Raw genomic sequence first — 21,725 nt, forward strand, 5'->3', positions numbered from 1 at the left:
ATGCCCCAACCCCGCACGCCCGCAGATACCGCCGGCAGCAACGGTGCCCCCAACCCGGCATGCCCGGCAATGGGGCGTACCGCGGCAGGAGGGAATCCGCAGGGTGCCACGGTGACGGCTCAAGGACCCGCACGCAGCCGCAGACGGTCCCGGCGGCGACCCGCGGCTAACCACTTAGCCGGTCAACAGGTGCTGTAGATAAGCCTCATTACTGAGAAACTGACAAACGTTTGTTAATCGCCGGTTCTGTTGGAGCCGGGACAAGATCCGTCGATTCGGACCATCCCGGGCTTTTATAGTGCAGACTTCCGTGACGGTGAACGAGGGTTGACGGTCGCAGAATGACTGTTAACCTACTTCCCAAAGATCTGACTATGTCGTGAATATGTTCTGTTAAGGGGAACGCCCATGTCTCGTCACCGTCGGAGTGACTTCAAGCGTCGCAGCAGCCGCATGGTCGGCGCCGGTAGCGCCGTCGGCGCCTTCCTGGCGTTCGGCATGGCACCGGTCACGGCCGCGCCCGCCCACGCGGACTTCGATGACGTCCTCATCGAGTTGTTCGGCGAAGGCCTCGGTGATGCGCTGACTACCCTGAGCGCCGACTGGGCTGATCAGGATGCGTGGCAGTTGGTGCTGGACCCGGTCAGTTGGTCGCCGTTCTTCGACAACCTGGGTGACCAGGCCGTCTGGGATGTGATCCTGTCGGATCTGGGTCTGAGCGGTGTCGGGGCGGCGAGCTTCGACCTGCCGGGTTCGGCGGCATTCAGCTGGAATGAGATCAACTGGTGGATGCCGTTCGGCAACGGCGCCGATGGCACCGCCGAGAACCCGGATGGCGCGGCCGGTGGGTGGATCTTCGGCACCGGTGGTGCCGGTTGGGACGCCGACGGCACGGGTGGCGTATTCGACGGTGGCGCTGGTGGTCAGGGTGGCCTGTTCGGCGGTAACGGTGGTGCCGGCGGTGACGGGTTCGACGGCGGCGACGGTGGTGCCGGTGGTGCTGCCGGCCTGTTCGCCTGGTTCAGCCACGGCGGTGCGGGCGGCGACGGTGGGGAAGCCGTCACCTTGGGTACCGCCGGTGGTGCCGGTGGTATCGGTGGTGACGCCGCCCTGTGGGGCCTGTTCAGCACGGCTGGCGCCGGCGGTGCCGGTGGTGACGGGTTGGCCGGCGCTGCAGGCTTGGCCGGCAACGTCGCCGGGCTCGGCGGCAATGGCGGTGCCGGTGAGAACGGTGGCGCCGGTGGTAACGGTGGTGCCGGCGGCAAGGGCTCGTACCTGTTCGGTGCCGGCGGCAAGGGCGGCGCGGCGGGTAACGGTGGTGCCGGTGGTGTCGGCGGGGACGGCGCCGACGGCGCCGACGGCACGGCCGCTGATGTCGACGGCACCGGTGGCGGCAACGGCGGTGTCGGCGGTGACGGTGGCGAGGCCGGCAAGGCCGGCGCCGGTGGTGCCGGCGGTTGGTTCGCCAAGGCGGGTGCCACCGGTGCGACCGGCGCCCAGGGCGCCGGCGGGGTCGGCGGCAACGGCGGTGCGGGTGGCGACGGCCTCGACGGCACCGATGGCGCCGCCGGCACGGCCGCGGACCCCGACGGCACTGCCGGCACCGCCGGTGGAGACGGCGGCAACGCGGGTCAGGCCGGTGCGGGCGGCCAGGGCGCCGGCGGTCAGGCTGCCGACGGCACGGCCGGCACGGCCGGTAAGGGCGGCAGCGGAGGTGCCGGCGGCAAGGGCTACGACGCGGCCTCCGACAGCGATGCCGCTGCGGGCACCGCGGGCGGCAATGGCGGCGCCGGCGGCGACGCGGGCCGCGGCGGGCTGGAGGCTGATGGCAGCCGGGCCGATGATGGCGCGGCCGGCGTCGGTGGCGCCGGTGGTGACGGCAAGGACGGTGCTGTCGGCAAGGCGGGTGTCGCACCCGGTGACAGCAAGGCGGGTGCCGACATCAACGGCCAGGCCGGTGGCGCTGGCGGTGCCGGCGGCAACGGTGGCCTGGGTGGTCTGGAGGCGGATGGCACCACGCGTGCCTTGCAGGGTGTCGGTGGCGATGGTGGCGCCGGCGGCAAGGGCGGTGCCGGCTATGACGCGCTGGCAGCCGGCGCCGCGGCAGGTGTCTCGGGTGGCAATGGGGGTGCCGGTGGCGACGGCGGTGTTGGTGGCACCGGATCCACGGCGGGCAATCACGGTGCCGGCGGTGTCGGCGGCAAGGGCGGTAGCGGCACCGATGGTGCCGACGGTGGCGCCGGTAGCGACGGCACGGCCGATGACCCCGACGGTGGCGCCGGGCAGGCCGGCGGCAACGGCGGCAATGCCGGCGTCGGCGGTGCCGGTGGTTCCTCGGGTAACGGAAACTTCGCCAACAGCGGCGCCCACGGTGTCGCGGGCAAGGGCGGCAACGGCGGCGTCGGCGGCACCGGATATGACGCCGCGGCCGACCTGGACGCGGCTGCGGGCACGGCCGGCGGCAACGGCGGCGTCGGTGGCGACGCCGGCGTGGGCGGTGTGCAGGCCGACGGCAGCCGGGCGGCTTCCGGAACGGCCGGTGTCGGTGGCAACGGTGGTGACGGCAAGGACGGCGCCGACGGCGACCACGGCACCCAGGCGAACCCGGATGGCGGTGCGGGGCAGGCCGGTGGCGCCGGCGGTAACGGTGGGCTGGGCGGCCTGAACGCCGACAACAGCCGTGCGGCCACCGGTGACGGCGGTAACGGCGGCGCCGGCGGTAAGGGCGGCGACGGCTACGAAGGCTTGGACGGGGCCGCCGCGGGGGCAGCCGGTGAGCACGGCGGCAACGGTGGTGCCGGTGGCGCCGGCGGTGTCGGCGGTACCGGCACCAACGCGGGCAGCCACGGCGCCGGCGGCGCGGGCGGCAACGGCGGCTCGGGTGGCGACGGCGCCACGGGCGCCACCGGTGCTGATGGCACGGCCAGCCGTGTCGACGGGACGGCGGGTCAGACCGGTGGTGCCGGCGGCAACGCCGGTAAGGGTGGCGTCGGCGGGGCCAACGGCGACGGAAGCACCGCGGCCGCTGGCAGCGACGGCTCGGCCGGTGTCGGCGGCAAGGGTGGTGCCGGCGGTAAGGGATTCGACGGTGTCGACGGCACCGCGGGACGGATCGACGGCGGCAATGGTGGCGCCGGTGGCGCCGGCGGTGACGGCGGCCTGGGCGGCTTGGAGACCGACGGCAACCGCGCTGCGCAGGGCGATGGCGGCGACGGCGGCGCCGGTGGTCGCGGTGGTCACGGCCACACCGGTGCAGCCGGTGTTGCCGCGGGTGCCAGCGGCGCCAACGGCGGGGCCGGTGGTAACGGCGGCGTCGGCGGCGTCGGTGGGCAGGGCACCAATGACGGCTCGGCCGGTGCCGGTGGCGTCGGCGGTAACGGTGGCGACGGCGGGGCCGGTGCTGCGGGGGCAAAGGGTGCTGATGGCTCTGTGTCCCATGTGGATGGCACCGCCGGTGGTAACGGCGGCGCCGGCGGTAACGCCGGTAAGGCCGGTAGCGGCGGCCTCAGTGGCGACGGTGTCCGCGCCGCTGATGGCACCGACGGCAAGGGCGGCATCGGTGGCGCCGGTGGCCAGGGCGGCAGCGGCTACCAGGGCGCCGACAGCAACACCGCGGGTGTGGCCGGCGGCAACGGCGGGTCGGGCGGCGCCGGCGGCAACGGTGGCCAGGGCGGCCTCAACGCCGACGCCACCACGCGGGTCGCCGACGGTGCGGGTGGCAACGGTGGCGCCGGCGGCGCCGGCGGTAAGGGCTACACCGGTCAGGACGGTATCCACGCGGTCGAGGGGACAGGTGTCGGTGCTGCCGGCGGGGCCGGCGAGTCGGGCACCAACGGTGGCAACGGCGGTTCCGGCGGCGTCGGCGGCACGGGCTCGACGCAGGGCCAGCAGGGTGCCGGTGGCGTTGGTGGCGCCGGCGGTTCCGGCGGTCGCGGCGGCAACGGCGCCGATGGCGCTGATGGCACGCAGACCCATGTCGACGGGTATGACGCCGGCGCCGGCGGCGCTGGCGGTAACGCAGGTAAGGGCGGTATCGGTGGTCTCGGCGCAGGTGGCCAGGCCGGAAACGGCAGCGACGGCACGGCGGGTGTCGGCGGTGACGGTGGGGTCGGCGGCGACGGGTACGGCGGCGCGGCCGGCTCGCTGGGTGTGGCCGGCGGCAACGGCGGTAACGGTGGCACCGGCGGTGACGGTGGCAAGGGCGGCCTGAACGCCACCGGTGGCACGCGCGCCGCCGACGGCGCCGGCGGCGCCGGTGGTAACGGTGGTGCCGGTGGTGCGGGTTACGACGGGCAGGACGGTGCGGACGCTGCCAAGGGGACAGGTGTCGGTGCTGTCGGTGGTGCCGGTGAGTCGGGCACCAACGGTGGCAACGGCGGTTCCGGCGGTGCCGGTGGCGCGGGCTCGACGCAGGGCCAGCAGGGTCTCGGCGGCGCCGGTGGTTCCGGTGGTTCCGGTGGCGCCGGCGGCCGGGGTGCCGATGGTGCCGATGGCACCGCCACGCACGTCGACGGTTATGACGCCGGTGCCGGTGGCGCCGGTGGTAACGCCGGCAAGGGCGGCATCGGCGGTGCGGGCTTCAATGGGCCGGCCGGAAACGGCAGCAATGGCACCGCCGGCGTCGGCGGTGAAGGCGGCACCGGTGGCACCGGATACACGGGCGCAGCCGGTTCGCTGGGTGTCGACGGTGGCACCGGCGGCAACGGTGGCACCGGCGGTGACGGTGGCAAGGGCGGCCTAGAGGTCGACAACTCCCGTGCCGCCGATGGCGATGGTGGTGACGGTGGAGCCGGTGGTACCGGAGGCGAGGGCTACACCGGCAAGTCCGGTGTCAACGCTGGTGACAGCGGTGAAAGCGGCACTGCGGGTGGCTCGGGTGGTGCCGGCGGCGCTGGTGGTACCGGCAACGTCGGTGGCACCGGCGGTGCGGGGGGCAACGCCGGCAACGGCGGTGACGGTGGTGACGGTGTCACCGGCGCCGACGGAGATTTCGCCACCGGCAACGGCGACGGCCAGGCCGGCGGTTCCGGTGGATCCGGTGGATCCGGTGGTAATGGCGGCCAGGGCGGTGTCGGTGGCACGTCGACCGGCGGCGGCCCGAACGGCGCCACCGGTATCGGTGGTGACGCCGGCAACGGCGGTGACGCGGGCACGGCCGGTGACGGCGGCGACGGCGCGGTGGGTACGGCAGCTCACGTCGACGGCGGCAACGGCGGCAACGGTGGCGAGGTCGGCTCGGCGGGTCAGGCCGGTACCGCGGGCACCGGTTCGAGCGACGGCAAGGCCGGCACCGACGGCGCGGAGATCGCCGGCCCGGCCGGTAACGGTGGCGCCGGTGGTACCGGCTTCAGCGGCGTCAATGCCGGTGACCGCGGGGGCAACGGTGGTGCCGGTGGTGACGGCGGCAGCATCGGCAACGGTGGTGCCGGTGGTGATGGCGGCGACGGTGTGGCCGGTGCCCGCGGTGATGACGGCGTCGGCGCCGGTGACTCGGGGACGGCGGGCCAGGCCGGTGGCGCCGGTGGTAACGGTGGTGCCGGCGGTAAGGGCGGTGCCATCTCCGGTGACGGCGGTCAGGGTGGTGCCGGTGGCGCCGGCGCCCGCGGCGGTGACGGCGGTAATGGTGTCGCCGGTGAAGACACCGTGCGTGGCGGCCCGGACAGCGACGGCCAGGACGGCGGCTCCGGTGGTGCCGGCGGCCATGGCGGTGCCGGCGGCAACGGCGGCGTCGGCGGTAGTGCCACCAACGGCACCGCTGGTACGACCGGTGTGGGTGGTGATGCCGGTGACGGCGGTAACGGTGGCCAGGGTGCGGATGGCGGCGCGGGCGCGCAGGGTCGCGTGAGCACCGCGCCGGTCTTCACCGCCGGTGGCGGCGGTGGCACAGGTGGCTCCGGCGGCGCCGGTGGATCCGGCGGTGTCGGAGGCTCGGGCAGCGTCGGTGGTGCCGGTGGTGACGCCGGGAGCGGCGGCAACGCCGGTAATGGTGGCAACGGCGGCAAGGGCGCTGATGGCGCGCTCGACGCGTACGGAGCCGCCGGCGTCGGCGGTAACGGTGGTGCCGGTGGTGCCGCCGGTCAGGGTGGTGCCGGTGGTGCCGGTGAAGGTGGCCAGAACGGTGGTACCGGCGGTGCGGGCGCCAACGGTGGCCAGGGCGGTAACGGCGGCACCGGCGGCGACGGCACCAACGGTCACGAAGGGGCAGTCGGCGGTAACGGTGGCGCCGGCGGCGCGGCCGGTGCCGGTGGTGCTGCGGTCGATGGTGGCACGGCAGGTGTCGACGGCCACGGCGGTAATGGCGGTAATGGCGGCACCGGTGGCGAAGGCGACCACGGCGTCTACGGGGCCAATTCAGGGGCCAGCGGGTCTGCCCCGACCGATGGCGGCCAGGGCCTCTCTGGTGGTGCTGGTGGTGCCGGTGGTGCCGGTGGTGCCGGCGTCAACGGTCAAAACGGTGGGTCCGGTGGTAACGGCGGCGGCGGTGGCCGTGGTGGTGACGGTGGCTTCGGCGGCCGCGGTCTTAACGGCGCCGACGGCGCTGATGGTGGTCGCGGCGGCACCGGTGGTGCAGCGGGCGAAGCCGGCAAGGGCGTCGATGGCGGTGCGGACGGCACCCACGGCACGGGTGGTCGCGGCGGCGATGGCGGCTACGGCGGCGGCTCAAGCGGTGCCGCCGGCGGGCAGAACGGCGCCAACCCGACCGCCGGCCAAGACGGCGGTAACGGCGGTAACGGCGGTGAGGGCGGTGACGGCGGCGCTGGCATCGGCGGGCAGAACGGCGGCGCCGGCGGTGACGGTGGCCGGGGTGGTTTCGCCGGCAACGGCGGTAGGGGCGGCAACGGCACTGGCGGCGCCGACGGTGCCGCCGGCGGTAAGGCCGGAAACGGTGGTAATGGCGGCGACGCCGGCCGCGGCACCGATGGCGGGGCCAACGGCAACGGCGGCGTCGGCTATGAAGGTGGCATCGGCGGTGCCGGCGGCAACGGTGGAGCTGGCACCGCTGCTAACCCCGACGGTGGCAGCGGCGGCGCCGGTGGTGCCGGTGGTACCGGGGGTGTCGGCGGCCTGAATGGCGACGGGACCACCCGTGCCGGCAGCGGTGTCGGCGGCAACGGCGGTGTCGGCGGCAACGGCGGTGTCGGCTTCAGCGGCGGCACCGGAGCCACCGCAGGTAATGGTGGCGACGGCGGCGATGGTGGCGAGGCCGGCGAAGGCGGTGGAGCCGACGCTGTCGGCGGCGTCGGCGGCAACGGCGGGGTCGGCGGTAAGGGCGGAGCCGGCACCGGCGTCATTGGCGGAGAGTTCGCGCAGAACGGTGGCACCGGTGGTACCGGCGGCTCCGGCGGCGGTGGTGGCACCACCGGCACCGCAGGAAACGGCGGCAACGGTGGCGCCGGCGGCAAGGGTTACGCCGTCGGTAAGGGTGCGACCGCGGGCCTAGGTGGCGACGGTGGTGCCGGCGCGATGGCTGACAGCAGCGGCCCGGGCCACGGCGGCGCCGGTGGCGGCGGCGGTGGCGGTGCGCGCGTTGCGGGCACTAACGGCGGGGTGGCCACCGGCACGGCTGCCGGTGGTGCAGGCGGCGACGGCGGTGCCGGCACCACGACCGCGGCCGGTGGTAGCGGCGGCACCGGTGGTGGCGCGCTCGTGCTCGCCGACGGCACCGGAAGCTCTATCAGCGGTGGCCACGCGACCGGCGGCGCCGCCGGCGATGGGGCGGCAGGCGGTGCGGCCGGTGCGGACGGCAGCAGCGGTTCGGTGATCGCGACCGACGGCGGGATCATCGTCAACAGCACCGCCGAAGCTGGTGGCGCCGGAACCGGTGTTGACGGCGGCGCCGGTGGTGCCGGTGGCGCGGCGAGCGTCACCGCCACCGACGGCGGTGTGGTCACTGATGGTCACGCGCTCGGCGGTGAGGGTGGTACTGGTGTCAACGACGGCACCGGCGGTACCGGTGGTGCCGCCGAGATCGCGGCCGGCGAGAACGGCACCGCCACCGGCGATGCCACCGCAGGTAAGGGCGGTACCGGCGACGGCGCCGGCAGTACCGGTGGCACCGGCGGCGACGCTGAGATCAAGGGCTCCTTCGACGACGGCTACTTCGCCAAGGGCGCCGCGGGCGGCCACGCCGGCGGCACCGCACAAGGCGGTCTCGGCGGTGACGCCACCACCGGAGGCACCGGTGGCACTGGTGGTATCGGCAGCATCGTCAGCCACGGTGACGGCGCTAGCGCCGTCGGCACCGCCATCGGCGGTAACGGCGGGGCCGGCTCCGATGGCGGCTCCGGTGGCGACGGCAGTGTCGGCTCGGTCAACGCTTGGAACGACGGTGCTACCGCGACCGGAACGGGTCACGGAGGCGACGGCGGTGCCGGCAGCGGGGCTGCGGGTCAGGGTGGTCTCGGCGGTGGCGGCAACGTCATCGCGCTCGGAGTAAACAGCGAAGCCGATGGCACCGCGACCGGTGGCAACGGCGGCGCGGGCAACGACGCACTCGGCGGTACCGGCGGGCGCGGCTCGCTGCAGGCGGCCGGCAACGGCAACAGTGTCACCGACAGCGAAGCTACCGGTGGTAACGGCGGGGTCGGCAGCAACGGCGTCAACGGTGCCAACGGTGGCCAGGGGCAGATCGCCGCCGGTGACCGCAATGACGCGACCAGCGCCGGCACGATCACCGAGACCACCGCCGCCGGCGGTAACGCAGTCGACAATTTCGGCGGCGGGCAGGCGATGATCTCGGCCGTTCACGGCGGTGAAATCTTAGGTACGTCCGCGGTGGGCGGCGCTGGCAGTGTGGGTGCCTACACCCAGGTCACGGCTGACGGTGGCACGATCACCGACAGCCACGCCATCGGTGGGGCGGGCTCGGCCGGCGTCCACGGCGGTTGGTCCTCGATCACCGCCGGTGCGGGCAGCAGTGTCAACGACAGCACCGCGCAGGGCGGCGACGCCGGGGCCAGCAGCAACGGCGGCACCGGTGGTGTCGGCGGCAATGCCGGTATCGGCGCCACCAACGGCGGTAAGGTCGACGGCGCGAATGCCCTGGCCGGTAACGGCGGGACCGGCGAGAACGGTGGTAAGGGCGGTTCGGGTGCGGCGGCCAACGTCACCGCGGACGGCGCCGACAGCCAGGCTGGCGGTACCGCCAGCGGTGGTGACGGCGGTGCCGGTGACGGCGCCACCGGCCGCAACGGCGGCACGGCCACGATCAGCGCTACCAATGGTGGCCAGGCCACCGGCATCGGCGACGGTGCGGTCGGTGGTGATGGCGGTGCCAGCAGCAGCGCCGGCCTCGGCGGTCTCGGTGGTAACGCCTCCATCTCGGCGGATGGTCAGAACAGCATCGCCAGCGGTGGAGCCAACGCCGGTGACGGTGCCAACCTGGCCGCCGGCGCGGGTGGTGCAGGCAGCCTGACCGCCACCAACGGTGGACAGGTCACCGGCAGCACGGCCGACGCCGGTGACGGCGTGAGTGCCACCGCCGGTAGCGGCGCGACAGTAAGCGCCGACGGGCAGAACAGCACCGTTATCGACAGCACCGCGAAGGCCGGTGAGTCCGCGGCCGGGCACAAGGGTGGCAGCGCCAACGTCGCGGCCACCGACGGTGGCCAGATCGCCGACAGTTCCGCGCTGGGCGGCAACAGTAGCGTCGGCGGGTCCGGTGGTGCGGCCAGCGTCACCGCCGATGGCGCAGGTAGCAGCATCGACACCGGTTCGGCAACCGGCGGTAACGCCGGTACCGGCGACGCCAATGGTGGCAAGGGTGGTGCCGGTGGTGCGGCCGCTGTGATCGCGGCTGACGGCGGCGCGGTCACCGATGGTCATGCGCTTGGTGGTGAGGGCGGCGCGGGCAGCACCGGCGGCACTGGTGGTGCTGGTGGTGCCGCGACGGTTGGGGCGTATGGCGCCTTGTCCACTACCGAGGGCAGTGCCCAGGGCGGTGATGGTGGTGCGGGTGCCGACGGTGGCAAGGGTGGTGCCGGTGGTGCGGCCTTCGTCGATGCCGGCAGGAATGATGCCGGGCAGATCGTGGGTGCCGGTGAGCAGACCTCGGGTACGGCCACTGGTGGTGACGGCGGGGCCGCGGACGGTACCGGTGGCACCGGCGGTGACGGTGGTGTGGCGATTGTGCGGGCGTCGGACGGCACGATCGGTGTTGCCGGTGACTCGAGTCTGGCGCAGGCCGTCGGTGGTGATGGCGGTGCGGGTGAGAACGGTGGGCACGGCGGTGCCGGTGGCGCGGGCTACACCTTTGTCACCAATGGCGGCACGGTGCTCGACGACAACGGCAATGCCACGATCGCCCAGGGCGGTGATGGTGGTGCGGGTGTCGGCGGTGGCACTGGCGGCACCGGCAGTTACGCGCAGGTCACTGCTGGTCAGGACGGGACCGCGTACGGGCAGTCCACCGCCGGTAACGGTGGTGTGGGCACCGGTGTCGGCAGCACGGGCGGCAACGGTGGCAGCGCCAACATCGAAGGGGCCTGGTCGGGTACCGGTGGCACTGCTCACGGTGTTGCGACCGGCGGTCACGGAGGCAACGGCGGTGATGCGACCGCGGCCGGTAAGGGCGGAAACGGTGGCGGCGGCAGTGTCGTCGCCCGCGGAGCCGGCGCCGAGGCCAGCGGAGCCGGCCACGGCGGTAACGGCGGTAACGGTTACGACGGCGGCACGGGCGGTAACGGCTTCAGCGGCCAGGTCGCGGCGCTGAACGAGGATGCCACGGCTAACGGCACCGCGACCGCCGGTACCGGCGGTGACGCCACCGGCGCAGGGGCCACAGGTGGTCAAGGCGGCTACACCTACATCCAGGCCCTGGGTAAGGGCTCGACCGTCTCGGGCAGCACTGCCACCGGTGGTGACGGCGGAGCCGGTTCTGTCGGCGCCAACGGCCGGGTGGCTTCGGATACCGTCATCGTGGCCAAGGGCGATGGGGACACCATCACCAACAGCCACGTCACCGGTGGTGACAGTGCCGGTACCCAGCAGGGCCCCGGCGCGCGCATCACCACCGACGGCGGGTCTGTGGTCGATAGCTCCGTGACTGCGGGCCAGAGCACTGACACCACTCTTGGTGGTTCGGGCAGCCTGACGGTCAGCGGTGGTGGCAGCGTCACCGACACCCACCTCACCGGCGGTAACGCCGGCACGGGCACCGGAAAGGGTGGTGCGGCCAACCTCACCGTCACCGGCGGCACGGTCTCCGGTTCCACGGTGGACGGCGGTGACGGCGGAGGCAATGGCGCCGGCGGTAGCGCCACCATGACCGTCGGGGCGGACAGCAGCGTCAAGGACAGCAGCGCCACCGGTGGTAACGGCGGAACCGATGCTGCCGGAGGCACGGCCACCGTGACTGCTACGGCGGGTGGCAAGGTCGATGATGGTCACGCGACCGGTGGCAACGGTGGTTCGGGCACCGATGGTGGCAAGGGCGGTGTTGGTGGTAACGCCAGCGTCACCGCCACCGGCGGCACCGTCACCGGCACCGCGACCGGCGGCAACGGCGGTAATGGCATCGGCGCCAACAGCACCGGCGGAAACGGCGCCTGGGCCGAGTTGCAGAGCGGCTTCTCCAGCAGTACCCCCACCACGGGCGGAGCTGTGAGCGGCAGCGCTACTGCTGGTTCAGGCGGCACCGGCACCAACGGGGGCCACGGCGGTGACGGCGGCGCTGCGCTGGTGTTGGCCTCCGGGCCCACCGGTGTTGCCGACGCCCAGGCCACCGGTGGCGCTGGTGGCGACGCCAGCGTCGCAGGCGCAACCGGCGGCAACGGTGGCTTCACCAACGTCGCTGCTCTCAACGGGAGCATCACCGGCGGGGTTGCCAGCTCCGGTGACGGCGGCAAGGGACTCGGTGGCGACGGCGGCAACGGCGGCGCGGGATGGATTCAGGCCTATGACCCGACGGGTGCGGCCGGAACCCAGATCACCAACGCTTCCTCGGCCGGCGGCAACGGCGGCGACGGCGGTGCCGACGGCACGAACGGCGCAAATGGCGGCAACGGCGGCGACGGTGGAAACAGCACCTTCTGGATGTCGGGCGGCCAGACTTCGACCGGCGTCGTGAATTCCGGCGGCGTCGGCGGCAACGGCGGCGCGGGCGGTGACGGAATCGGCAGCGATGGCGGCGATGGCGGCGACGGCGGTATCGGCGGCGACACTGCGGGCAACTCGGGTAACGGCGGCGCCGGCGGTGAAGGCGGTGAAGGCGGTACCAACGGCGGCCGCGGCGGTGCCGGCGGCGACGGGGCTATCGCCAACGCCAATCCCAACACCGGTGTGGCGACCGGCGGCAACGGCGGTGACGGCGGCGCCGGCGGTGACAGCTACGACGGCGGCAAGGGTGGCGCCGGCGGCAGTGCCACCATCACCACCAGCACTGGCGGCACCATTGACTCCAGCAGCACCGCGACCGGCGGCAATGGCGGGAACGGTGGTGCAGGCTCGAGCACCGGCGACGGCGGCAACGGCGGCCAGGGCGGTACCGCGACCATGTCCGCCCTCGACAATGGCGAGATCCATGATGGCCACGTGATCGGCGGCAACGGTATTAACGGTGGGCCCAACGGCGCCAACGGCGGTGCGGGTGCCGACAACTCGCTGATCGTCAGCGGTGCCGGAAGCAGCATCACCAACACCACCATCACCAGCGGTGAGAACTCCGCGAACTTCGCCGGCGGAGCGGCCACGGCGAACATCAGCGGTGGTGGCGCCATCAGCAACAGCACGGTCACCGGCGGTAATGCCAGCGACACCGCTGCCGGTGGTGCGGCCAGCCTGACCGCCACCGGCGCGGGCAGCCTCATCACCGACAGCCACGCCACCGGCGGCAACGCCGGGGTCGGTGACGCCAACGGCGGCACCGGCGGTACCGGTGGCGCAGCCGAGATCCTCGCGACCAACGGAGGCCAGGTCACCGGCGCCACCGCGAACGGTGGCACCGGGGGTAACGGTGTCGACGGCGGCGCCGGTGGTACGGGCGGCAAGAGCGTCGTCCAGGCAACCGGAATCGACAGCACCGCGACCGGTAAGGCGGTCGGCGGCAACGGCGGTACCGGCACCGACGAGCACAGCATCGGTGGCGACGGCGGGCAGGCCTGGCTTGGCGCGCTGGCCACCGACAGCCACGTGGCGGGCACCGCGATCGCCGGCAACGGTGGTGCGGGTGTCGACGGCGGCACCGGAGGTGACGGCGGTCAGGGCATCCTGCTGACCCACTCCCTCGCGGCGGGCAGCACTGCCGGTGACACCGACACCATCGCCCACGCCGGCAACGGCGGCGAGGGATCGGGTGTGGGCAGCGTTGGCGGCAAGGGCGGTGACGGGAACATCGGCACCTACGGCACCGGCACCGGCACGGTGACCGGCACGGCCACCGGCGGCACCGGCGGTACCGCCATCAACGGCGGCCACGGCGGCAACGGTGGTCAAGGCCACCTGTCCACCGAGGCCCCCGGCTCCGTTGCCTCCGGCACGGGAATCGGTGGCAACGGCGGTAACGCCGACGGCGGCACCGCCGGTAACGGCGGCATGGGCTGGGTGCAAGCCAGCGGCTCCGGCAGCAGTGGGTCCGCTACCGGCACCGGCCAGGGCGGCAACGGCGGCAACACCGGAGAGGCCGGCACCGACGGCACCGTCGGCGGTAACGGTGGTGACGGCGGTCAGGGTCTGGTCCAGGGCTACGGCTCGATCACGACCGACGGCGCCGCGACCGGTGGCAACGGCGGCGACGGCGGTGCCGGTGGTACCAACGGTGCAGTCGGCGGTAACGGCGGCATCGGTGGTCTGGCCAGCGTCAAGGGCGCTGAAGAGGGCGGCACAGCCGTTGGCGGCGAAGGCGGCGACGGTGGTGACGGCGGTGACGGAGCCGGCCACGGTGGTGGTGACGGTGGTGAGGGCGGCGCCGGCTACATGTTCCATGCCAACGCTGAGGGCAGCACCGCGACCGGTGGTGCCGGCGGTGAGGGCGGTGACGGTGACGGCACCGCGGCCGGCGGCACCGGCGGGGCCGGTGGCACCGGCACCATCATCGGAGATGCGACCGGGCAGGTCACTGATAGCGACGCGACCGGTGGCACAGGCGGCAACGCGATCGGCACCGGCACCGGTGGTGCCGGTGGCGCGGCCACCATCAGTGCGACCAGTGGTGGCACGGCCACCGGGGTCAACGTCGGTGGCGGCAACGGTGGAACTGGCACCGATGGCGGCGCTGGCGGGGCTGGTGGTGCCGGCAAGGTCGATGTCTTCGACGGCGGCCAAGTCACCGCTAACGCCGACAATGGCGGTGCCGCAAGCACGGTGACCGGTGGCGCCGGTGGCGCCGGTGCCAACGGCGGCACCGGCGGGACCGGCGGCAACGCCTTGCTCGAAGCCGAAAACGGTGCCACCGCCTACGGTGTCGCAACCGGCGGAGCCGGAGGTGCCGCTGACGGGCTCGGAGCCCAGGGCGGTATGGCCGGCAACGGCAACATCTGGGCTGGCCGCCCCTACGTCACAGGCGAAAGCGGGTTGGCTCACGGCACCTCGACCGGTGGCGACGGCGGTGCCGCATCGGGCGCCGGCTCGGTCGGCGGCAACGGCAGCATCGGAAGTATCGGTGCTACCGGCCTGAATGCCGAGGCCAGCGGAACCGCCACCGGCGGTACCGGCGGTGCCGGCATCGACGGTGGTCAGGGCGGCAACATCAGCTACACCGCGCCGACCCAGATCACCGCGTTGGGCGAGAACGCCAAGGCCACCGACGTGACTGCTGTGGGCGGCACGGGAGGCAAGGGGATCGGAGCTGGTGGCGTCGGCGGTGATGGCGGCTACGTCCACGTCGGTGCGAACAACAGCGGTAATAACCCCACGGGCAGCTCGTGGACCAACGGTTCGGCGACCGCAGGCAACGGCGGCGACGGCACCGGTGTCGACAACAGTGGACCGTCGGGCCGGGGTGGATCCGCCGACATCATCAGCGGCTCCGGGGTGCACACCAGCAATAAGGAGATCACGCTGGACAACGGCACGAACGCGCCGTAGCCAATCCCGCTCCACCAACACTACGCCTCGGCCCGGTCTCATGACCGGGCCGAGGTGTTGTACGCCCAGCATGGGCATTCGCTAGAAGGTGTGAGTCCTCTGGAGGAGAAGGTGGTTTAACTCCGAGTCGATGGCAACTGCTACGGAGCTCTGACCAGCCGGTGGACCGGACCGTTGACATAAGTAAAGCCTGATAATTTTTACCCTGCTGGTCGGGTATCCGACTACCTCAGGTTCTCGCGGCCTCGGACGGGCTCCCGCGTGATGGAGCGAAGCAGCCCTGCTGACGGCCGGTATTTAGTGCATCAAAGTCGCGGTTACTCCGGCTCAGGCAACGCAAGTCCGGGTTATTCCAGATTTTCCGGATGATCGCCCGTTATTTTCGCCCACTGTTGACTGAGCGGGAACAGATATTAACGTAAGGCTGAAGTGAGCGACGGTTCATACCGTCTTAGTTGGGGGGTAACTGTGCCGCACCGTGGGCAAAACCGATCCATAGCCCGTCGTAGCAACCGGATGACCGGCATCTTCGCGTTCGGCATGGCCACGTTGGCTCCCGCCGCCCCGGCGACCTGACCGACGACTTCCTGCGCGACCTCGACGGGTTCCGCACCCGCGCCGGCGGCAACGGCGGCTGCCGGTCCTGATCCCGAGAACTTCACCACCTACGTCAACTATCTGAGGGGAACCCACCATGTCAGCTCGCAAATCGCGGCATTCGCGCAACCAGAAGTCCCGCCGGGTGTTCGGCGCAACCAGTGCCGCGGCAGCGTTCCTGGCGTTAGGCATGTCCCCGGTGGTCGCCGCACCGGCCGCACACGCTGACCTGGACGACCTGTTCGACATCCTCAACACCGACCTCTTCGGGACCGCAGCCGGCGACATCAGTTTCCTCAACGGCGACGACGCGATGGACGTCTTCACCAACCTGCACGCCGACCTCGAGGGCTGGCTGGGCGATGCAAGCAACGCGACCCTGATCGCCCAGATCAACGACCCGTGGATCGACCTGTTCGGCCGCGGCCTGATCGGCAACGGCGATGCCGACTGGGACGGCACCAACGACTCGATGCTGGGCTGGCTGGGCCTGGGCAACCTGAATGACGGCGGTTTCCTGTTCGGCGACGGCGCCGTGGGTGGCGTCGACACCGACGGCAACGGCCTGGCCGGCGGCGACGCCGGGTACTTCGGCTTCGGCGGCACCGGCGGCGCGGGTGTCGATGGCGGCAACGGCGGTGCCGGCGGAACGGGCGGTTGGCTGTTCGGTAACGGCGGCACTGGCGGCGCGGGCGGCGCGGCGGCCGACGCCGGTGGCAACGGCGGCAATGGTGGCGCCGGCGGTGACGGCGGATTCCTGTTCGGCACCGGCGGTGTCGGTGGCGCCGGCGGCGCGGGCAAGATCGGCGCCGACGGCGTCAACCCCTCCACCACCGGGCCGGCCGACGCCGGTGACCCGGGCGCGAGCCAGACCGACACCGACCCCGGCGCCGACGCGACCGGCGGCAACGGCGGTGACGGTGCCAACGGGGTGGGCGGCCAGGACGGTGGCGACGGCGGGACCGGTGGCGACGCCACCGCCGACCAGGACGCGACCGCGGGCAACGGCGGCAAGGGCGGCGACGGCGGCGACGGCGCCGACGGTCAGCAGGGCGGCAACGGCGGTGCCGGTGGCGCGGGCGGACGCGGCGGACTGTTCGCCGGTGACGGTGGTGCCGGCGGGGCTGGTGGCGCGGGCGCCGACGGCGGCAACGGCAGTGCGGCGGGCGACGGCGGCAACGGCGCCGACGGTGGCCACGCTGTCAGCGGAATGCACGCCCTCACCGGGGCATCTTCCGGGTTGATGGTCACCAACGGTGCGGCCGACGGTGGGGCCGGCGGGGCCGGCGGTAACGGTGGCACCGGCGGTAGCGGCGGCGACGGCGGCATCGGTGGCGCGGGCGGTGTCGGTGGCGCCGCGCAGGCCTTTGGAGCCCACGCCGGTGCGCACGGCGCAGGCGGTGCCGGGGGCGATGGCGGCAACAGCGGGGCCGGCGGCAACGGCGGCCAAGGCGGCAACGGCGGCCTGGGCGGGGTCCCCACCTCCGGGCCGTTCGCCAGCGTCGGCCAAGGCGGTGACGGCGGCGCCGGCGGGAACGGCGGGGATGCCGGTGCGGTCGGCAAGGGTGGCGCCGGCGGCGACAGCGGAGGCGGCAACCACGGCGCAAACGGTGCTGATGGCCAGTTGCCGGGCGCCAGCGGCAACGGCGGTCAGGGCGGCAACGGCGGTGGCTCGACCGGCAACGCGGCCGATTCCACCGTGGGCGGCGTGACCGGCAGCAAGGGCGGTGACGGCGGCGACGGCGGGAACGTCGGCAACGGTGGTGACGGTGGCCAGGGCGGCTACGGCGGCTACGGCGGCTCCGGCCTCAAAGCCGACAGCGGTGACAACGGCGGGAACGGCGGGAACGGCGGCGACGGCGGTGCCGGGGGCGCCGGCGGCAACGGCGGGTCGATCTCCGGAAACGCCGGCAACGGTGGCGATGGAGGCAACGCCGGCGGCGGCGGTGCGGGCGGCACCTCGCTGGGTAGCGCCGCGAACGGCGACTTCGCCACCGGCGACGGGAACGGCGCCCACGGCGGCAACGGCGGCAACGGTGGTGACGGCGGTACAGGTGGCGACGGCGGTGCGGCCGGCCAGGTGCTGGGCACCGGTAACGCCGGCATCGCCGGTGATGGTGGCCGCGGCGGTTACGGCGGAACCAACGGTGGTGCCGGCGCCGGTGGCACGGGTGCAGCCGGCACGGCCGCTCACCCCGACGGCGGCAACGGCGGCGACGCCGGCAATGCCGGCGAGGTGGGCCAGGGCGGTGCGGGCGGCAGCGGCGCCCACCAGGGCGCTACCGGTGCCGATGGCGCACCTCGCACCGCCAACAACGGCGGCGGCGGTTCCGGCGGGCGCGGCTTCGACGCCACCACCCCGGGTGCCAACGGCGGCAACGGCGGCAACGGCGGCAACGGCGGTACGTACAACAGCAACGGCGGTTCGGGCGGTGCCGGCGGCAACGGCGCGCCCGGAACCGCAGGTGACCCCAACACCGGCGACCCCGGCACGCCCGGCGGCGCCGGCGGTAACGGTGGCAGCGGCGGCAGCGGCGGCACCGTCTCCGGCAACGGTGGCCTCGGAGGTCGGGGCGGCAACGGCGGTGTCGGCGGTGCCGGCGGCACGGGCGTGCCGGGCGACGACGGCGACGCCACCACCCCGCCGACCGCGGGCGAAACCGGTGGTGCCGGGGCCAACGGCGGAAGCGGCGGTGATGGCGGCCAGGGCGGCTCGGCACTGGGCAGCGGCAAGGGCGGTGCCGGTGGGGGCGGCGGTACCGGCGGCAAGGCCGGCGCCGGCGGTGTCGGCGGTGAGGGCGGCTCCAACGCCGCCGGTCCCGGCGCCAAGGGCGGAGCCGGCGGCCCGAGCGGTATCGGCGGCGACGGCGGCGACGGCGGCGACGGCGGAACCGGTGCGGGCGGTGGCGCGGACGGTACCGGTGGTGCGGCAGGGACCGGTGGATCGCGTGCCGGCAGCGTCTCCGGCGGCCAGGGGGGCACCGGAACGCCCAACGGGCCCAAGGGCGCGTCCGGTGATCCCGGCGCCGCCGGCCCCAATGGCGAACCGGGTACCACCGGCGGCGCGACCAGCCCCTAGTCCCGGTTCACCGACGGGCCTCGCGACCCTGACGCCGATGGTCCCCTGCACGAGGGGTGCAGGGGACCATTGGCGTTTCAGTGCACCCGGAAGGATCAGTGTCGAGCGTCAACATCGGCGCTGTCGTGGCCCTGACCGACGGTGCAACGACTGCAGCCAGTCCTAGCGATAGGAGACGACGCCGAGTCCGTCGATGCGGCGGAAATCCGCGGAATTGGCTGTCAGGACCGGGATTCCGAGTTGCAGGCTGGTGCAGCCGATCCACAGGTCGTTGCTGCCGATCCGTTCTCCGCGGCGGCGTAACTCCCGGGTGACCCTCGCGTACGTCAAGGCGATCTCAGCATCGACCGGGACGAGGGTGTGGCGTTCACGCATGCTGACAACGATCGGATCGTCGGTGCGGCCGAATCCTGCAGCGAATTCACCGAGTCGGCCAAGTCCTCAACGACCCGATGTATATTGTGGTGTATGCGGAGAACCAACATCTACCTTGATGAGGATCAGACCGCGAGCCTTGATCTGCTGGCCAAACAAGAAGGCGTCTCGCGTGCAGAATTGATCCGGCGGTTCGTCGACCGCGCCCTCGCCGGGGTTGACCGCACCGTCAGCGCGGATGTGTCCGCGATCGAGAGTTCCTTCGGGGCCCTGCGCGACGTTGAAGCCCCCTCCCGCGACCCCGGCGAACGCGAAGAGCATCTCGCGGAGATCTGGGATCACATGCAGTGATCCTCGTCGACTCCGATGTGCTGATCGCGCATCTGCGCGGGCATCCGACGGCCCGCGACTGGTTGATCCGGTCGCGACACGACGGCCCGATGGCGATCAGCGTGGTCACCGTCGCCGAGGTGGTGGGCGGTATGCGGTCTGCGGAGCGGCAGGCCGTGTGGCGGTTGCTGTCGGCGTTTCGCATCGAAAGCGCAACCGAGCTGGTGGGACGTCGCGCCGGCGAGTTGATGCGCCGCTACCGCCGCAGCCACGGCGGTATCGGGCTGGGGGACTACCTGATTGCGGCGACCGCCGATGTCAACGGCCTGCAGCTGGTGACCCTGAACACGCGGCACTTTCCGATGTTCCCCGGCCTGGAACCGCCGTTCGCGCTCGGCTGAGTTCAGCGCACCCGGAAGATCACCGTGCGCTGCACGATGAAGTTGATGACGGTTGCGGTGCCCTGCGCGATCACGAACGCCACCGGCAGCGCCCACCGCTGATAGTCCAGCAGCTCCAGCACCAGATGGTTGATCCCCACCTGCACCGCAAACGTCAACGCGTACAACACCATCACCGCGATGAAACGCCCGGTGTGCGCCGAGGACTGGAATGTCCAGCGCCGGTTGATCAGATACGCGGTGATGGTGCCGGCCACGAAGCTGCACGCCTTGGCCAGGTCGACGCCGAGCCCGGCGCCCAGATACAGCAGCAGATACAGTCCGAAGTCCACCACCGCCGACAGCGCCCCGGTGATCAGGAAGCGCCACACCTGGGTGGACAGGTCCAGATGAGTGGGCTGCGTCGTCTCGGCCACCCGGGAAGCTTAAACGCCCGTCCTAGGCTGAACAGATGCCCGGCTCGCCGATCGCCGCCATCGAGGCCATCCCGCTGCGCATCCCACTCAAACCGGACCTGCCCGGCGCCGCGCTGTGGGGCGAGGAGCTGATGGCCGCGGACTCGTTGCTGGTGAAGGTCACCACCGACGACGGCATCGTGGGCTGGGGTGAGGCGTTCGGACTCTACGGCACCGCGCTGGCGGCCCACGCGCTCGACGAACTCGTCACCCCGCTGTGCCTGGGCCGCGACGCCGCCGACATCGCGGCGCTGATGGATCATGTGCAGCGCAAGCTGCACGTGTTCGGCCGCGGCGGGGCGATCACCTATGCGGTGTCCGCGGTCGACATCGCGCTGTGGGACATCGCCGGCAAGCGCGCCGGGCTACCGGTCGCGACGCTGCTCGGCGGCGGCGACGGCCGGACCATGCCCTGCTACGCCAGCCTGGCCTGCTACACCGAGCCGCAGCGGGTCCGCGCCGCGGTGCGCCGCGTCGTCGATGACGGGTTCACCGCGATCAAGCTGCACGAATCCCAGCTGCCGGCGATACAGGCGGCCCGTGATGAGGCCGGGCCAGCCATAGCGCTGATCGTCGATGCCGGCTGCGCTTGGACGCTGGCCCACGCCCAGGGGCTGGCCGCCGAGCTGCGTGATGTCGGGCTGCTGTTTCTGGAGGAGCCGCTGTGGCCGCCGGAGAACTTCGCCGGGCTGGCTGAACTGCGCCGCAGCACCGCTCTGTCGATTGCCTCCGGCGAGAACGTGGGCACCACAATGGAATTCGAGCGACTCCTGGACGCCGGTGCGGTGGACTTCGTGCAGCCCAGCCCGGCCAAGGTGGGCGGAATCACCGAGTTGCGCAAGGTCTTTGCGCTCGCCGCGGCCCGCGATGTGGCGGTGATGACGCACTCCTTCTATGACGGGCCGGGCCTGCTCGCCGCGATCCAGGCGGCCGCCGCGCTGGGCGGCGCCGGCGCGATGGTCGAGTGGCGCTGGTTCGATCTGAAGGCCTCGATCTATCCAGAGTCATGGGCGCCGACGGACGGGCGGATCACAGTGCCGCCGGGGCCGGGCTTGGGCATCGACCCCGACCCCGACGTCATCAGCGCCTATCGGCGAGCATCTTACAAATGAGCCGGCGAGGCCAATGGTCGAAAAACAGATCAACGAACCCTGTGGACAACAGGAGCGCATCACGCTGACCCGCGATGGAGGAGCCGAGGCAGTCCTGCTGGCCGTGGACGACCTGGAGGGGATGGCGATGACCCTGGGAATCCTTGGTGATGGCGACGCGGTCGTACGCATCGCGGAGAGCCTGGCCGCCGCTGGGGCGAGGAGAGCCCGGTGCTGACCTGCGCACCGTCCGGCGACCGCATGGATAAACGGCGCCGAAGGTGACTTGCCGGCCCGGGGCGTCGCAGGCAAGGCTGTCTTGCGGCAGCATCGAACTTCAGCACTATCTAGTTATACTTTTATATAACTTCGGAAG

Annotated in this window: 8 protein-coding genes; 6 read left to right on the forward strand and 2 right to left on the reverse strand. The window is 72.7% G+C overall.

What is annotated here, in order from left to right; genetic code table 11:
- Positions 1–408: 408 nt before the first annotated feature.
- The gene (locus tag ACAG20_RS18680) at positions 409–15,021 is read left to right on the forward strand and encodes a beta strand repeat-containing protein (RefSeq protein ID WP_370493636.1); all 14,613 of its coding nucleotides are present in this window, start codon (positions 409–411) and stop codon (positions 15,019–15,021) included.
- A 694-nt stretch (positions 15,022–15,715) separates the two neighbouring features.
- Complete coding sequence (locus ACAG20_RS18685; RefSeq protein ID WP_370493637.1) at positions 15,716–18,697, forward strand: PE family protein; 2,982 nt, start codon at positions 15,716–15,718, stop codon at positions 18,695–18,697.
- A gap of 162 nt (positions 18,698–18,859) precedes the next feature.
- Here the strand turns inward: ACAG20_RS18685 and ACAG20_RS18690 are convergent, their stop codons facing one another.
- Entirely contained in the window at positions 18,860–19,072 is a 213-nt protein-coding gene (locus ACAG20_RS18690; RefSeq protein ID WP_370493638.1) for a type II toxin-antitoxin system VapC family toxin, read from the reverse strand.
- A 93-nt stretch (positions 19,073–19,165) separates the two neighbouring features.
- Between ACAG20_RS18690 and ACAG20_RS18695 the strand changes: the two genes are divergently transcribed.
- Positions 19,166–19,423 (forward strand): CopG family transcriptional regulator, encoded by a 258-nt coding sequence (locus tag ACAG20_RS18695; RefSeq protein ID WP_370493639.1) that lies wholly within the window; start codon positions 19,166–19,168, stop codon positions 19,421–19,423.
- Complete coding sequence (locus ACAG20_RS18700) at positions 19,420–19,803, forward strand: type II toxin-antitoxin system VapC family toxin (protein ID WP_370493640.1); 384 nt, start codon at positions 19,420–19,422, stop codon at positions 19,801–19,803. The genes ACAG20_RS18695 and ACAG20_RS18700 overlap by 4 nt, the downstream gene beginning before the upstream one ends.
- 2 nt (positions 19,804–19,805) lie before the next feature.
- Here ACAG20_RS18700 and ACAG20_RS18705 read toward each other — a convergent pair whose 3' ends face one another.
- The gene (locus tag ACAG20_RS18705) at positions 19,806–20,219 is read right to left on the reverse strand and encodes a GtrA family protein (protein WP_370493641.1); all 414 of its coding nucleotides are present in this window, start codon (positions 20,217–20,219) and stop codon (positions 19,806–19,808) included.
- A 35-nt stretch (positions 20,220–20,254) separates the two neighbouring features.
- Between ACAG20_RS18705 and ACAG20_RS18710 the strand changes: the two genes are divergently transcribed.
- A complete protein-coding gene (locus tag ACAG20_RS18710) occupies positions 20,255–21,370 on the forward strand; it encodes a mandelate racemase/muconate lactonizing enzyme family protein (RefSeq protein ID WP_370493642.1) in 1,116 nt (371 codons plus the stop codon).
- A gap of 13 nt (positions 21,371–21,383) precedes the next feature.
- Positions 21,384–21,587: a hypothetical protein gene (locus ACAG20_RS18715; protein WP_370493643.1), complete on the forward strand. Its 204-nt coding sequence runs from the start codon at positions 21,384–21,386 to the stop codon at positions 21,585–21,587.
- Positions 21,588–21,725: the final 138 nt, after the last annotated feature.

Origin of the sequence: Mycobacterium sp. pW045 (assembly GCF_041287085.1) — a bacterium.
Classification (GTDB): Bacteria; Actinomycetota; Actinomycetes; order Mycobacteriales; family Mycobacteriaceae; genus Mycobacterium; species Mycobacterium algericum_A.